Here is a 13,546-nt window from a genome sequence, read left to right as displayed (position 1 = left end):
GGACCGTCCCCGTTCCTCACGCCGGCCCGGGTCCCGCGCCGCGCTGTTTGTACAGGCTGATGGAGACCGTCCGGTCGTCGGCGACGGACGAGTCGACCTTGCCGGCCAGCGCCGAGAGCACCGTCCAGGCGAACGTGTCACGCTCCGGCGCCCTGCCGTCGGTCGTGGGCGCCGACACCGTGACGTCCAGGGAGTCGTCGATGAGACGGAACACGCAGCTCAGCACCGAGCCGGGAACCGCCTGCTGGAGCAGGATCGCGCACGCCTCGTCGACCGCGATGCGCAAGTCCTCGATCTCGTCGAGGGTGAAGTCCAAACGCGCCGCGAGGCCGGCCGTGGCCGTACGCAGCACGGACAGGTAGGCACCCGCAGCGGGCAGCCGGACTTCCACGAAGTCCTGGGTCCCGGGCTCGCCTGCGATCTGGGACACCCTCACCTCCAAGGTGGCACAAGCTCTTTCGGGGCTCGGGGAGGGCAGATCCTCCCGGAACCGTGCGGTACGCAGGTATGCGTAGTCCGCCGTGACGCTATCGCGATCCATGGTGCCCTGTCGCAGAGACCCCCGGTCCAGCGACTGTCACTCATGGTAAGCATATGAGTACGCTCTGTGGCTAGAGGTCTGCGGGGCCCAATCGCGAGAAACCGGCGGAGGGTTGACGTACCCAACCGTCACACGATCGAACCGTCGACGAAGCACCATCGCCACTTCTCCCCGGGTTCGAACGTCCGCATCACGGGGTGCCCGGTCTCCTCGAAGTGCCGCGTGGCGTGCCGGCCCATCGAGGAGTCGCAGCAGCCGACGTGCCCGCACAGCAGGCACAGCCGCAGCTGCACCGGGTGCGTGCCGTCGGCCGCGCACTCCGGACAGGTCTCCGACCGCGGTGCGGGCTCGGGTCGTGGCAGTTCGGCCAGGTGCTGACACTCGCGCATGATGGCCAGGTTACTGAGGGGAGTGGGGAGACGATGGACGCACTGTCACTGGTGGCGCTGGTCGCGGTGAGCGCCGTGATCGCGGGCGCGGCCCGCCGGACGCCCGTGCCGGCGCCGCTGCTGCTGGTGGCGGCCGGGCTGGCCGCCGCGTACGTACCCGGAGTGCCGGACTACACCCTGGACCCGCACATCGTGCTGCCGCTGGTCCTGCCGCCCCTGCTGCACACGGCCGCGCTGGAATCCTCTTACCTGGACCTGCGCGCCAACATCCGGCCCGTGGCGCTGCTGTCGGTTGGCTACGTGCTCTTCGCGACGCTCGCCGTGGGCTACCTCGCGTACCTGATGGTGCCGGATCTGCCGCTGACCGCCGCGCTCGTCCTGGGCGCCGTGATCGCACCGCCGGACGCGGTCGCCGCCACCGCCATCGCCCGGCGGCTCGGGCTGCCGAGCCGGATCACCACGATCCTCCAGGGCGAGTCCCTGGTGAACGACGCGACCGCGATCACCGCCTTCAAGGTGGCGCTCGCGGCGGCCGTCGGCGCAGGCGTCAGCTGGGCCGGGGGGATCGCCGAGTTCGCCGTCGCCGCGCTCGGCGGCATCGGCGTCGGACTGGTGCTGATGGTGCCCATCCACTGGCTGCGGCGCTCCCTGCGCGAGCCGCTGCTCCAGAACACCCTGTCCCTGCTGATCCCGTTCGTCGCCTACGCCGCCGCCGAGCACGTCCACGCCTCCGGCGTCCTCGCGGTCGTCGTCGTCGCCCTGTACCTGGGGCACCGCTCCTGGCAGGTCGACTTCGCCACCCGGCTCCAGGAGGAGGCCGTGTGGAAGATGGTCGCCTTCGTGCTGGAGACGTCCGTCTTCGCCCTGATCGGGCTCCAGCTGCCGCACGTGCTGCGCGAGCTCGGCGGGTACGGCACCGGCGAGGCCGCCCTGTACGCGGCCGGGGTCTTCGCCGCGGTCGTCGTCGTCCGGTTCGTCTGGGTCTTCCCGGCCACCTACCTGCCGCGCGCGCTGTCGCGGAAGGTGCGGGAGCGGGAGGCCGGTGTGACGTGGTCCTCGCCGCTGATCGTCGGCTGGGCGGGCATGCGGGGCGTGGTGTCACTGGCGATCGCCTTCTCCATCCCGGTCGCCACCGCGGGGGAGGCGTTCCCCGCGCGGAACCTGGTCCTCTTCCTGACGTTCACCACCGTGATCGGCACCCTGGTGGTGCAGGGCCTCACCCTGCCGCCGCTGATCCGGGCGCTGAAGCTGCCCGGCCGGGACGTACAGGCCGAGACCCTGGCCGAGGCCCAGGCGCAGAGCGAGGCGTCACGGGCCGCCGAGCAGCGCCTGGACGAACTCCTCGCCGACGAGCGCAACACCCTGCCCGGGCCCCTCGCCGACCGGCTGCGCACCGTCCTGGAGCGCCGCCGCAACGCCGTCTGGGAGCGGCTGGGCGCCGCCAACCCGGTCACCGGGGAGTCGGCCGACGACACCTACCGGCGGCTCGCGCGGGAGATGATCGGAGCGGAACGCGAGGTGTTCGTCCGGCTCCGCGACGAGCGGCGCATCGACGACGAGATGATGCGGACGCTGCTGCGCCGCCTGGACCTGGAGGAGGCGGCCGCCTACCGGGAGGCGGCCGACGGCTGACCGGATCCCAGAGGGGCCGGGCCGTCGGGGCGGCCGGTGATCACCGCCGCGAGGGCGGTGCCCGGCGGGAAGGCGCCCTCCTCGGCGAGGGCCACGAGCCCGTACAGCATTTTGGCGACATATATGCGCTCGATGGCGAGTCCGTGCCGCACCCCGAAGTCGGCGGCGAACGCCTCCAGCGCGGGCGCAGTACGGGCGTAGCCGCCGAAGTGGAACCGCTCGTCCAGCCTCCAGTCACCCGCCGGCCCGCCGAACGCCGCCTCCTGGAGCCCCCGTATCTCCCCGCCCAGGAACCCGCCCTTCAGGACCGGGACGCCCACCGTCCTGCGATCCGCGCCCAGCCCGGCCGCCAGCCCCGCGAGGGTGCCGCCGGTGCCGCACGCGACCGCCGCCACGTCCGCGCCCTGCGCGCGCAGCTCCCGGCCCAGCTCGGCGCAGCCGCGCACCGCGAGGGCGTTGCTGCCGCCCTCCGGCACGACGACGCTGTCCGGGGCGGCCTCCCGCAGGAGGCGGGCCAGCACGTCCGGGTCGCCCTTCGCCCGGTACGTCGCGCGGTCCACGAACAGCAGCCGCATCCCGTCCGCCGCGCACCGCGCGAGCGACGGGTTCAGCGGCCGGCCGGCGAGCTCCTCGCCGCGCACCACCCCGGTGGTGGGGAACCCCAGCAGACGCCCGGCGGCGGCCGTGGCCCGGAGGTGGTTGGAGTAGGCGCCGCCGAAGGTCAGCACGGGACGCCCGGCCGCGGCGGCCAGGTTCGGCGCCAGCTTGCGCCACTTGTTGCCCGGCAGGTCCGGGTGGATCAGGTCGTCGCGCTTGAGCAGCAGCCGCACGCCGTGCCGGGTGAAGCGCTCGTCCTCGACCGGCTCCAGGGGGGAGGGGAGCAGCGGGTCGAGGGAGGACGGACCGAGCGCGTTCACCCGGCCATTGTCATGCCAGGCGCTCCGCCACGCGTGCCCGCATCGACTTCATGGAGAACCCGCGCGGATCGACCTTGCCCGGCTGCCACTCCAGGTGGCCGATGACGGACCGGGCGGTCCAGCCGTGCCGGCGGCAGATCGCGGCCGCCGCCTTCTCGATGGCCAGCAGCTGCGCCTCCGGCCACGGATCCTTCCCGTCGCCGAGGTTCTCGCACTCGAAGCCGTAGAAATGGGTGTTGCCGTCGACGTTCGCCTGGTTGTCGGGCGGCAGCGGCCGTTCGGCGATCACGGCGCGCAGGACGTCGCGGTCGCCCTTGCCGGCGTGGTTGGAGCGGCCGTACCCGACCAGGTGCACACGGCCGTCCTTGGTGATCACGCCGTGGCAGAGCGGGCCGGGCAGCCCGGCGCGGCCGTCGCGGCAGAGCCGGACGGTCGTGGCGCTGCCACTGGTGACGGTGTGGTGGATCATCACGCCGTGGACCGGCCCCCAGGGGCCCTTGTGATTGCGGTTGTGGGTGCGCCAGTCGCCGACTTCGACGACGGTGAGGCCTTCGTCGCGCAGCGCGTCGAGAAAGCCGTTCGCGGACATGGGTGGGGCCACGCCGCCTCCTTCGGTTCGTTCCTGTGCCGGTTCTACCCATGAGGTACGGACGCGGCGCCCGGCCGACTCGGTGTTCGTACCGCGTGCGAGCCGATCCGGTCAGTCGGACCCGCGGCCGGGGAGTCAGTCCTGGGGCTGTGGAGGCAGGGGAAACACACGTCATGCCCAGTGGGTGAAGATCCAGTCTCGCTCGTTTGTGTAATGGCGCCGGTACGGAACGTGCTGAAAGGCTTTTCCTCTGAAGGTCGGACAGTGATCGAGAGGGATGTTCATGTCGGTTGGTTCGGTTGGCGAGGAAACCCGCTCGGAGCAGGCGTCGCCGCAGCAGAGTCTCGGTACCGCCGCCGCGCGGAACCTGGCGACCACCACCAAGTCGGTTCCGCAGATGCAGGAGATCACCTCCCGGTGGCTGCTGCGGACGCTTCCGTGGGTGCAGGTTCAGGGCGGTACCTACCGGGTGAACCGGCGGCTCAGCTACTCGGTGGGCGACGGGCGCGTGACGTTCGTGCAGACCGGCGAGCGGGTCGCCGTGATCCCGAACGAACTGCGGGAGCTGCCCTGCCTGCGCACCTACGAGGACGACGCGGCCCTCACGGAGCTGGCACAGCGGTGCACGCAGCGGGAGTTCGCCGCCGGAGAAGTGATCGTCGAGGCGGGCGGGCAGGCCGACCGGGTGTTCCTGCTGGCGCACGGCAGGGTCGAGCAGGTCGGCACCGGCCCGTACGGCGACGAGGCGGTGCTCGGCGTCCTCGCCGACGGCGCCTACTTCGGCGACGGGTGCCTGGCCGACCGGGACGCCACCTGGGAGTGGACCGCCCGCGCCGCCACCGCGTGCACCGTCCTGGAGCTCACCCGCGCCGACGTCACGAACCTCGCGGAGCGCGCCGAGTCGCTCGCCGGCCACCTGGCCGCCCTGGCGTCCCTGCCCCACCAGCGCACCAACACGCACGGCGAGAAGGCCATCGACCTGTCGGCCGGCCACGTGGGCGAGGCGGTCGTCCCGCACACGTACGTCGACTACGAGGCGGCCCCCCGCGAGTACGAACTGAGCGTCGCCCAGACCGTGCTGAAGGTCCACAGCCGCGTCGCCGACCTCTACAACCAGCCGATGAACCAGACCGAGCAGCAGTTGCGGCTCACGGTCGAGGCGCTCCGCGAGCGCCAGGAGCACGAACTCATCAACAACAAGGAGTTCGGGCTGCTGGCCAACTGCGACTACGGCCAGCGGCTCCAGCCGCACGACGGCGCGCCCAGCCCCGACGACATGGACGAACTGCTCTCCCGCCGCCGCGGCAGCAAGATGTTCCTCGCCCACCCGCGCGCCATCGCCGCCTTCGGCCGCGAGTGCAACAGGCGGGGCCTGGTCCCCGGTTCCGTCGACGTCGCGGGCCACCAGATCCCGGCCTGGCGCGGCGTACCGATCTTCCCGTGCAGCAAGATCCCGGTCTCCGACGCCCGTACGACCTCGATCCTCTGCATGCGTACCGGCGAGGACGAGCAGGGCGTCATCGGCCTCCACCAGACCGGCCTGCCCGACGAGATCGAGCCGAGCCTCTCGGTCCGCTTCATGGGCATCGACGAGCAGGCGATCATCTCCTACCTGGTCACCGCCTACTACTCGGCGGCGATCCTCGTGCCCGACGCGCTCGGTGTGCTGGAGAACGTGGAAGTCAGCCGCTGGAGGTGACGCCCCGGCGAGGCGGCCCGGGTGCGGTGAGGCGGACGGCCGGTGCGGGGCCGGGACAGGGCCCGGCGCCCGGTCGTGCGCGGGCGCGCCCGCCGGTTCGCCGCATCCGCTCCGTCCGCCGTGACGCGGTGCGTGTGATCCGTGCAGTCCGCGCCGGCGTCGTCGCGCCCCTGTGCCCCTCGCTTGTTGCCCGTTGCCCGTTGCCCAAGGAAGTGATTGTGACCAGCACGGATATCGCGACGGCCGAGGGCCGGGGCGCCGTGGTGCTGCTCGACCGCACCCGCAGCGTCGTCACCCCGCAGCTGCGCTCCACCGTGGAGACCCTGCCCGGGTCGATACGGCGGGTGGCCATGTACCACTTCGGCTGGGAGCAGCCCGACGGCACGCCCGCCACCGGGCAGGCCGGCAAGGCGATCCGGCCCGCGCTCGTGCTCGCCGCCGCGCGGGCCCTCGGCGGCGACCCGCACACCGCCGTCCGCGCGGCCGCCGCGGTGGAGCTCGCGCACAACTTCACGCTCCTCCACGACGACATCGTCGACGAGGACCCCACCCGCCGCAGCAGGCCCACCGCCTGGGCCGTCTTCGGCGTGCCGGACGCCCTCATGGCCGGGGACGCCATGCTCGCGCTCGCGTTGCGGCTGCTCGCCGAGGACCGGCACCCCGCCGCCGCGACCGCCTCCGCGCGGCTCGCCGCCTGCGTGATCGAACTGTGCGCGGGCCAGCAGGCCGACTGCGCCTTCGAGGGCCGGGAGCCGCACGAGGTGACGCTCGACGAGTGCCTCGGCATGGCGACCGCCAAGACTGGCGCGCTGCTCGGCTGCGCCTGCGCCATGGGCGCGCTGTACGCGGGCGCTGACCCGGAGCAGGTCGCGGCGATGGACGCGTTCGGGCGGGAGGCGGGCCTGGCGTTCCAGCTGATCGACGACCTGATCGGCATCTGGGGCGACCCGGAGTGCACGGGCAAGCCCGCGGGGGCCGACCTTGCGGCCCACAAGAAGTCGCTGCCGGTGGTCGCCGCGCTCGCCTCCGGCACCGCCGCCGGCGCCGAGCTGGCCGAGCTGTACCGGCGGCCCGCACTGGACGCCGCCGACGTGCGGCGCGCGGCGGACGCGGTGGAGCGGGCGGGCGGCCGCGACTGGGCGCAGACGGAGGCGGCCGACCGGATGGCGCGGGCGGTGCAGCAACTGTCGCTGGCGGTACCGGACCTGACGGCGGCGGGTGACCTGCTGGCGCTGGCGGAGTTCGTGACCAGGCGTACGCGCTGACGGGGCGGGGGCGGGGCGCATGGTCGCCCCGTACCCGTACCTCCCCTGAGGGTCACCGGGGCGCGAGGGTCACCGGGGCGGGACGACCGTGTTCACGACCCGTTCCACGATCTGGTCCAGCTGCTCGACCGACAGCACTCCCGGCAGGGTGAAGTGCTCCAGCAGCACGCCCGTCATCGCCAGGTAGAGCATCAGCACCGTGTCCTCGTCCCCGGGCAGTCCGGCGTCCTGGTGGAAGCGGACGTTCTCGTCGAACTGGACGCGGACCGCGCGGGTCAGTTCGGCCTGGAGGGCCGGCCGGCGGGTCGCCTCCAGCCGTAGCTCCAGCATCGCCAGGTAGCCGGTGCGCTCGTCGTCCATCCGCCGCACCAGCCACTTCATCAGCTCGGTGACCAGCTGACGGCTGGGCTCCGGCCGCATGGCCTCGTCGACCTTCTCGGGTGCGGGGACCATGCGCGCGGTGATGCGGGAGCCCGCCTGGGTGAGCAGGTCGTCGCGGTTGGCGAAGTAGTTGGACGCCGTACCGGCCGGGACCCCGGCTCTCGCGTCCACGGCACGGAAGGTCAGCCCGCGGGCCCCCTCACTCGCCAGGACGTCGATGGCGGCGTCCAGCAGCGCCGTTCTGCGTTCCGGGTTCCTCGCCATACGGCGGCCTCCTCGAAAAAGCCCCTTGCGTAACCACTACACGTGGAGCACTATAGCTGTCGTGGTTGCGCGCCGCAGCCGCTACGACCAACGATCAACCGTCCCGGGGGGACCTCTTCATGCGCAAGCTCACTTACTTCGTCGCGTGCTCGATCGACGGCTTCATCGGCGACCCGAACGGCGACGCCAGTTCCTTCTTCCAGTTCGTCAAGGACGACTTCCTGCACTTCATCACCACCGAGTACCCCGACACCGTCTCGGAGGAGGGGCGGCGGATACTCGGGCTGGAGAGTGCGGAGAACAAGCACTTCGACACCGTCGTGCAGGGCCGCGGGAGCTACCAGCTGGGGCTCGACGCCAACATGCCGAGCCCGTACGGCCACCTGCGCGAGCTCGTTGCCTCGCGCACCATCGAGAAGTCCCCGCACCCCAACGTGGAGATCGTCACCGAGGGCCTCGTCGACCGGATCCGAGAGCTCAAGGCGGAGGAGGGCGGCAAGGACATCTGGCTGTGCGGCGGCTCGCAGATCGCCGGCGAGCTGGTCGACGAGGTCGACGAGCTCGTGATCAAGACGTACCCGCAGGTGTACGGCTCCGGGATGCCGATGTTCGGCTCCGGCTTCGCGATCGCGGACTTCGCGCTGGACTCCGTCCGCGCCTTCGACGACGGCATCGTGGTGCGCTGGTACAGCCGGAAGCGGTGACCCCGGTCCCGTGGTGAGCCGGGCCGCGCGGCGCCGCCCGATCCGCGCGGCGGGGCCCGATCCGCGCGGCGGGGCGTCGCGGCGCGGCGGGTCGTTGCGCCCGTCGGCGAGGCCCGTCCGCCCGGCGCGGGCGGGCGGCCGGCGGGCGAGCGACCCGACCCGGGCAAGAGCGTCAAGACCGGTCCAAGTCCGGCTCCCGGGGTGACCGGCCGCACGTCGGAGGCGGTCTACCGCTACAGTCCGCGCCATGTCATCGGAGTCGACGGAAGTCTGGACCGGCTGGTACCGGGACCGCCGCGGTGCGGAATCGATCGTGATCGCGACGGACGGGCGGCGGATCGCCACCCGTGTCAGGGGCGTGGAGTACGCGGGCGCGAGCCTCGACGGGCTGCGCGCGGCGGAGGAGAACGGCGGCCTGCCCTTGGCCGGCTGTGTGCTGGAATGGGACCTGCCCCTGCCGGTCCTCACCGACGGCGCCGCCCAACAGGCCACGCTCAGCTGTCTGTTGGCGCTGGGTGAAGCCCTGTCCGACGGCTCACCCGAGCGAGTGGATCTTCAGCTCACCCTGCACTGCGGGGGAGCGGCGTACGAATCGGGCCTGGCCGGTGGCGACTTCGACCAGGCCCTCGACCGCATCCTGCGCCAGCTGCCGCCCGGCAGCCGGTTCGGCCGCAAGCTCCTCGCGGACGCCGGGGCGGCGGCCTGACGAACCCCGACGGGCCGGGCGCCGTACGGCACCCGGCCCGCGGGTCGTGCCGGGCGGTGTTACGAGACCTTGGCCACGGCGGCGGCCAGACCGTTCCGCCACAGCGCGTCGACGCGGGAGCGCTCCTGCGCGTTCGGCTGGGCGTTCTGGCAGGACGTGCCGGGGCCGCCACCGGACATCAGCTCGCTGCACGGACCGGAGTAGTGGTCGGGCAGGCCGAGGACGTGACCGGTCTCATGGGCGGTGACGCGGGTGGAGTTGTACTGCTGGTTCTGCCGGTAGTCGAGGAAGATGTAGCCCCGCCCGTGCCCGTCGGTGCTGGCGTACGAGCCGCGCGAGTCGTTGCCCTCGTAGTACCGGAAGTCAGGGTTGCCGCCCTCCTGCAGCTTCACGTTGTTGACGGAGCTGTTCCAGATCTGGGTGGAGCGGGCTATCTGGGTGCGGAAGCTCGGGGCGCCCGTCGCGGAGTAGACGACGGTGACGGCCTGCGCGCCGGGGGTGGCGGCCCGCTTCTCGGCCACCGACTCCATGACGGCCGCGAAGAAGGCCCGGTTGGCCTTGGCCTCCTCGGCGGAACCGGCGTACGCGGCGGGGGATGCGTACGCGGCGTAGGAGGACGACGCCGCCGGTGCCACGGCCGGGGCCGGTGCCGCGGTGGCGGTCGCGGCCGGTACGGCTGCCAGTGCCGCGGCCAGGCTCACGGCAGCGGCCAGCACGGTCTTGGGGTGTCTCATGGGGGGCTCCTCGTGATGCTGAACGGCTGGGTGGGCCGTTCGGTTGGGGAGAGTGTCGAGGAGCGGACGGCCGGTGCGGATGATGTCAACGGGCGATAGAACCGGCACATCACGTCGTTCAAGTCCCCTGCCGTGTCTAGTGGTACGACCGTCAACCGTCCTACTCTCGGCTCATGGAGCTGGAGGTGAGACACCTGCGCGCGCTGTGCGCCATCGCGGACACGGGCAGCCTGCACAAGGCGGCGCGTCAGCTCGGCGTCAGCCAGCCGTCCCTGACGACCCAGCTGCGGCGCATCGAACACGCGCTCGGCGCCGAGCTGTTCGCCCGTGAGCGGACGGGCTGCCGGCCCACCCCGCTGGGCCACGCCGTCCTCAGCCGGGCCCGCCCGCTCGTGGCCGAGATGGCCGTCCTCGTCACCGAGACCAGGGCCGCCGCGGCCCGCGCCGACGGTGCCCGGCTGCGCGTCGGCTCCACCGCCAGCCGGGCGCTCGCGGGCTGGCTGCGGCGGCTGCGGGGCCGGCTGCCCGGCACGGACATCACGCTGCACATGGACGTCTCGGCGGGCGCCCTGCTGCGGGCGCTGGCGGCCGGGCGGCTCGACGTGGCGTTCGTCCACGAGGTCGAGGGGTGCCCGCTGCGCGTGCCGGAGGGACTGGAGCGGCGCGTCCTCGTGGAGCGGGAACCGCAGTTCATCTCCATGGCACGGGACCACCCGGCCGCCGCCGCGCCCGTCGTGGAGCTGGCCGACCTGGCCGCCGACCGCTGGATGGTCGACCCGACCGTGGACGGCGAGTGGGACGGGCTGCGCCGGGTGCTCGGCGCGGCCGGCATCGACCCGCCCGTCCTGCACGGCGACTACCACACGGCCACGTCGCTCATCGTGGCGGGCGAGGTGGTGGCCCCCTGCCAGCCGACGTCCGGGCCGCGCGACGACATGGCGATACGCCCGTTACGGGGCGACCCGCTGGCCGTGCGGCTGCTGCTCTACAGCCGCCCGGGAACGGACACCGACCCGGGGCTCGCGGAACTCGCGTACGCCGACCTGGCCGCCGCGTACCGCGAGGTCGCGCTGCGCACCTCGGCGTACCGCCAGTGGCTGCTGCGCCACGGCAGCCCGCTGGCCCAGGCGGCCTGACCCCCACGAAAGGCGCCCATGGGCCCCCTCACCCTCACCGACGGCGAGATCGTGCTGCGCGAGTGGACCGACGCCGACGTCCCCGCCATGGCCGAGCTGTTCGACGACCCCGCGGTCGCCCACCGCACGCCCCTCGCCAGTCCCTTCGACGAGGCCGCGGCGACCGCGTACCTGACGATGATCCGCCGCACCCGCGCCGACGGCACCCGGCTGCACCTGGCGATCACCCGGGACGGCGGCACCCCGCTGGGCGAGGTCCTGCTGGGCGTCACGAGCGGCGCCATCGGGTACGCCGTGGGCGCCGCCCACCGCGGCCAGGGCCTCGCGCACCGCGCCACGCGCCTGCTGACCGCCCACGCCCACGCCGTGCTGGGCCTGCGACGGGTGATCCTCCAGATCGAGCCGGACAACGCCGCCAGCACGGCCGTGGCGCGTGCGGCCGGTTTCCGCCCCACCGGCGAACCGCCCGCGACGGTACGCAGCAACGGCCGCCCCCACACACTCCTGACGTGGGCGCACGACGCCGCATACGCGCCCGGCGCCACCCCTTGAGCGCTGTCCCTTGAGCGCCGGCCCTCGAGCCCTACCCCTTGAGCGCGTCCAGCGTCGCCCGGGCGTCGGCCTCCAGCATCGCGCGGATCTCGTGCTCGGCCGGCGGGGCGGCCTTGTCGTCGGGGCCGCCGCCGAACCAGCTCCAGCGCATCTCGAACGTGAACCAGCCGTCCCGCACGGCCAGCGTCATCGCGCCGAGCGCGGGCTTGTCCGACCCGCGCCGCTCGGTCACCACGTACGCCTCGTCGCCGTATCCCTTGAGCGGCTCGGCCTCGTACGTGTACGTCTTGTCCGTCCTGTCCTCGTTGGCCAGCTGGAGCGAGGCGAACTCGCCCGCCGGGTCGGTCACCTTGTGCCATTCGGCGCTGGTGGACACGAAGACGCTGCTCAGTGAGTTCTCCCCGGCCTTGGGGTCTTCGAGGCTGCGGCCGCAGTAGCTCTGGTCGATCGCCTTCTGCTGGGAGGCGAAACGATTGTCCGAGTCGCTCTCCTCCACGGTGTACCGCTTGCCGAACGCCTTCAGGGGCGTGCTCTCGCACAGGTTCTCCTGGTACTGGTGCCCCGCGAAGTCCGCCTCGCCCCCGGACCCGAGGGTGCCCGTGGCGAACAGGGCACCCGCCCACACCGCCGAGGCCACCACCACACCCCCGAGCGCCCACACCCACCCCGGCACCCGCCTCCGCCCACCCGGCCCACCCGGCCCACCCGCGGGAGCCCCGAACGGCGCCGGCGGCACCTGCCCGTAGGGCGGCTGGGGCTGGGCGTACGGGTTGGGCTGCTGCGGCGGAACGTTCGGGTACGGGCTCTGCTGATACGGATTGGGTGTCGACATGCCCGCAAATCTACCGGCGCCCGCCCACCCTCAACGCCCCGCCCGCCAGAGCGGGATGACGGGGGAGGGAGCCCGGAACGTACGGAGCCCGGGCCGGGGCCGCGTACGACACCTCAGTCCCCGACGGGCAGGAGCTGCACCACGCCAACCAGCACGTTCTCCTCGCCGGCCTCGGCGTGGACGGCGCGAACTCTCCAGCGACCAGGGGGCAGCGAAACCCGCGCCTGAGCGGGGAATCCACCACCCGGGTACTCCGTGTCCAGCACATCGCCTGCTACGGCGGAGTCCATGAGGACGGCGGGACCGTCCGTGACCCACGTCCCGCACTCCTCCCACGGGGTGGCGGGATCTGCGAGGACAGTTTCGGCCACGGCCCTGAGCCCGGTTTCGGAGGGGGCGGCGAGCCGGCGGAGGAAGGCGTGATGCTCAGGCACGTAACAGGTGGTGGCGGGCTCGTCCCCCAGGACCAGCGCCCCCGCCCCCTCCTCGCCGACGGCGATCACCGCAGCCAGATCGTCCACCGCGCAGGCCCTGTCGTAGTCGTCCGGACCGTCCCCGTCCGCCATGACCATCCCGCTCTCCGTGCACCCACGCCATGTATCCAGCGCGGAGACCGGAAGCACGATCAAGGGACCACCCATCGACTCCACCCAGTCGAAGGGGGCGCGTGACGTCACGGCTGCGAGGGGCGAGGAGGCTCTCATGGCGGCAGTGTGCACTCAGGCACTGACAATGCCGGCGTCAACGGCATGCTCCGCCCGGAGCACACAACCGTACCCAGTGGCGCTGGAGGTCGACCTCGGCGACCACCACCGCGATCAGCTCGCCCTCGCGGACGAGTTGGGCAGGGGTATCAAAGGGCTCGTCGGTCAGCTCTGAGATGTGAAGGAGCCCTTCGACCTCCGGAGCGAGCCGCACGAACACGCCGAAGGGGATGATCTTGGTGATCCGACCTGTGACGACGCGGCCGACCTGGTCCGAGAAGCGGATGAGTGGATCTTCCTGCAGGGCTTTCAACGAGAGGGTGACCTGGCCGGATCGCGTTTCGGCGACAATCACCTCCGCCTTGATCCGCTGGCCGGCTTTGACGGCTTCCGAGGGATGGTCGATCCGAGACCACGTCAGGTCTGGCACTCGGATGAAGCCGGTACATAAGCCATCATCTCCACCCGACTCCGGGAAGCCTCACCTTGAGGAATCCGACC

16 protein-coding genes are annotated in these 13,546 nt (G+C 72.5%); 7 read left to right on the top strand and 9 right to left on the bottom strand.

Annotated elements, in window-relative coordinates; translation table 11 throughout:
• Positions 1–16: 16 nt before the first annotated feature.
• Both EIZ62_RS10490 and EIZ62_RS10485 read right to left on the bottom strand, forming a co-directional pair.
• On the bottom strand, positions 17–430 hold the full coding sequence (locus tag EIZ62_RS10490) for an ATP-binding protein (RefSeq protein ID WP_073754203.1): 414 nt from the start codon (positions 428–430) through the stop codon (positions 17–19).
• Between the two features lie 239 nt (positions 431–669).
• Positions 670–930, bottom strand: coding sequence for a UBP-type zinc finger domain-containing protein (locus EIZ62_RS10485; protein ID WP_156692436.1), 261 nt, complete (start codon positions 928–930; stop codon positions 670–672).
• A gap of 33 nt (positions 931–963) precedes the next feature.
• Here EIZ62_RS10485 and EIZ62_RS10480 point away from each other — a divergent pair, with 33 nt between their 5' ends.
• Positions 964–2,562, top strand: a complete 1,599-nt coding sequence (locus tag EIZ62_RS10480; protein ID WP_156692435.1) for a Na+/H+ antiporter — start codon at positions 964–966, stop codon at positions 2,560–2,562.
• Here EIZ62_RS10480 and EIZ62_RS10475 read toward each other — a convergent pair.
• Both EIZ62_RS10475 and EIZ62_RS10470 read right to left on the bottom strand, forming a co-directional pair.
• Entirely contained in the window at positions 2,538–3,479 is a 942-nt protein-coding gene (locus EIZ62_RS10475) for a 1-aminocyclopropane-1-carboxylate deaminase/D-cysteine desulfhydrase (RefSeq protein ID WP_156692434.1), read from the bottom strand. The two genes, EIZ62_RS10480 and EIZ62_RS10475, sit on opposite strands and share 25 nt — an antisense overlap.
• 10 nt (positions 3,480–3,489) lie before the next feature.
• A complete protein-coding gene (locus tag EIZ62_RS10470; RefSeq protein ID WP_156696322.1) occupies positions 3,490–4,068 on the bottom strand; it encodes an N-acetylmuramoyl-L-alanine amidase in 579 nt (192 codons plus the stop codon).
• A 283-nt stretch (positions 4,069–4,351) separates the two neighbouring features.
• Here EIZ62_RS10470 and EIZ62_RS10465 point away from each other — a divergent pair, with 283 nt between their 5' ends.
• Together EIZ62_RS10465 and EIZ62_RS10460 are read left to right on the top strand one after the other, a co-directional pair.
• On the top strand, positions 4,352–5,767 hold the full coding sequence (locus tag EIZ62_RS10465) for a family 2B encapsulin nanocompartment shell protein (protein ID WP_156692433.1): 1,416 nt from the start codon (positions 4,352–4,354) through the stop codon (positions 5,765–5,767).
• 212 nt (positions 5,768–5,979) lie between these two features.
• Complete coding sequence (locus EIZ62_RS10460; protein ID WP_425281809.1) at positions 5,980–7,032, top strand: family 2 encapsulin nanocompartment cargo protein polyprenyl transferase; 1,053 nt, start codon at positions 5,980–5,982, stop codon at positions 7,030–7,032.
• A 69-nt stretch (positions 7,033–7,101) separates the two neighbouring features.
• On the opposite strand, the gene EIZ62_RS10455 is transcribed toward EIZ62_RS10460, so the two are convergent.
• Positions 7,102–7,677, bottom strand: coding sequence for a TetR/AcrR family transcriptional regulator (locus tag EIZ62_RS10455; RefSeq protein ID WP_156692431.1), 576 nt, complete (start codon positions 7,675–7,677; stop codon positions 7,102–7,104).
• Positions 7,678–7,796: 119 nt separating this feature from the next.
• On the opposite strand from EIZ62_RS10455, the gene EIZ62_RS10450 reads away from it, so the two are divergent.
• Positions 7,797–8,381, top strand: a complete 585-nt coding sequence (locus tag EIZ62_RS10450; RefSeq protein WP_156692430.1) for a dihydrofolate reductase family protein — start codon at positions 7,797–7,799, stop codon at positions 8,379–8,381.
• A gap of 247 nt (positions 8,382–8,628) precedes the next feature.
• A complete protein-coding gene (locus tag EIZ62_RS10445) occupies positions 8,629–9,087 on the top strand; it encodes a DUF6304 family protein (RefSeq protein WP_156692429.1) in 459 nt (152 codons plus the stop codon).
• Positions 9,088–9,146: 59 nt separating this feature from the next.
• On the opposite strand, the gene snpA is transcribed toward EIZ62_RS10445, so the two are convergent.
• On the bottom strand, positions 9,147–9,821 hold the full coding sequence (snpA, locus tag EIZ62_RS10440; protein WP_156692428.1) for a snapalysin: 675 nt from the start codon (positions 9,819–9,821) through the stop codon (positions 9,147–9,149).
• A 173-nt stretch (positions 9,822–9,994) separates the two neighbouring features.
• Between snpA and EIZ62_RS10435 the strand changes: the two genes are divergently transcribed.
• Positions 9,995–10,957 carry a LysR family transcriptional regulator gene (locus EIZ62_RS10435; protein WP_208827869.1) on the top strand — a complete coding sequence of 321 codons (963 nt, stop codon included), beginning with the start codon at positions 9,995–9,997 and terminating at the stop codon, positions 10,955–10,957.
• Positions 10,958–10,975: 18 nt separating this feature from the next.
• Entirely contained in the window at positions 10,976–11,509 is a 534-nt protein-coding gene (locus tag EIZ62_RS10430; RefSeq protein ID WP_156692427.1) for a GNAT family N-acetyltransferase, read from the top strand.
• 31 nt (positions 11,510–11,540) lie between these two features.
• Here EIZ62_RS10430 and EIZ62_RS10425 read toward each other — a convergent pair whose 3' ends face one another.
• From EIZ62_RS10425 to EIZ62_RS10415, 3 genes are all read right to left on the bottom strand, one after another.
• Complete coding sequence (locus EIZ62_RS10425; RefSeq protein WP_156692426.1) at positions 11,541–12,341, bottom strand: hypothetical protein; 801 nt, start codon at positions 12,339–12,341, stop codon at positions 11,541–11,543.
• A gap of 113 nt (positions 12,342–12,454) precedes the next feature.
• Positions 12,455–13,045: an Imm21 family immunity protein gene (locus EIZ62_RS10420; protein ID WP_156692425.1), complete on the bottom strand. Its 591-nt coding sequence runs from the start codon at positions 13,043–13,045 to the stop codon at positions 12,455–12,457.
• 37 nt (positions 13,046–13,082) lie between these two features.
• Positions 13,083–13,475, bottom strand: coding sequence for a S1 RNA-binding domain-containing protein (locus tag EIZ62_RS10415; RefSeq protein WP_244375606.1), 393 nt, complete (start codon positions 13,473–13,475; stop codon positions 13,083–13,085).
• Positions 13,476–13,546 lie beyond the last annotated feature (71 nt).

This window comes from Streptomyces ficellus (assembly GCF_009739905.1).
Taxonomy (GTDB): Bacteria; Actinomycetota; Actinomycetes; order Streptomycetales; family Streptomycetaceae; genus Streptomyces; species Streptomyces ficellus_A.
This window is presented reverse-complemented; position numbering and strand designations above follow the sequence as displayed.

Excerpts from the sequence above, each read along its gene's own strand:
- EIZ62_RS10485 (WP_156692436.1), bottom strand. The coding sequence starts at position 930 with ATGCGCGAGTGTCAGCACCTGGCCGAACTGCCACGACCCGAGCCCGCA.
- EIZ62_RS10480 (WP_156692435.1), top strand. The coding sequence starts at position 964 with ATGGACGCACTGTCACTGGTGGCGCTGGTCGCGGTGAGCGCCGTGATC.
- EIZ62_RS10470 (WP_156696322.1), bottom strand. The coding sequence starts at position 4,068 with ATGTCCGCGAACGGCTTTCTCGACGCGCTGCGCGACGAAGGCCTCACC.
- EIZ62_RS10465 (WP_156692433.1), top strand. The coding sequence starts at position 4,352 with ATGTCGGTTGGTTCGGTTGGCGAGGAAACCCGCTCGGAGCAGGCGTCG.
- EIZ62_RS10455 (WP_156692431.1), bottom strand. The coding sequence starts at position 7,677 with ATGGCGAGGAACCCGGAACGCAGAACGGCGCTGCTGGACGCCGCCATC.
- EIZ62_RS10450 (WP_156692430.1), top strand. The coding sequence starts at position 7,797 with ATGCGCAAGCTCACTTACTTCGTCGCGTGCTCGATCGACGGCTTCATC.
- EIZ62_RS10445 (WP_156692429.1), top strand. The coding sequence starts at position 8,629 with ATGTCATCGGAGTCGACGGAAGTCTGGACCGGCTGGTACCGGGACCGC.
- snpA (WP_156692428.1), bottom strand. The coding sequence starts at position 9,821 with ATGAGACACCCCAAGACCGTGCTGGCCGCTGCCGTGAGCCTGGCCGCG.
- EIZ62_RS10435 (WP_208827869.1), top strand. The coding sequence starts at position 9,995 with ATGGAGCTGGAGGTGAGACACCTGCGCGCGCTGTGCGCCATCGCGGAC.
- EIZ62_RS10430 (WP_156692427.1), top strand. The coding sequence starts at position 10,976 with ATGGGCCCCCTCACCCTCACCGACGGCGAGATCGTGCTGCGCGAGTGG.
- EIZ62_RS10425 (WP_156692426.1), bottom strand. The coding sequence starts at position 12,341 with ATGTCGACACCCAATCCGTATCAGCAGAGCCCGTACCCGAACGTTCCG.
- EIZ62_RS10420 (WP_156692425.1), bottom strand. The coding sequence starts at position 13,045 with ATGAGAGCCTCCTCGCCCCTCGCAGCCGTGACGTCACGCGCCCCCTTC.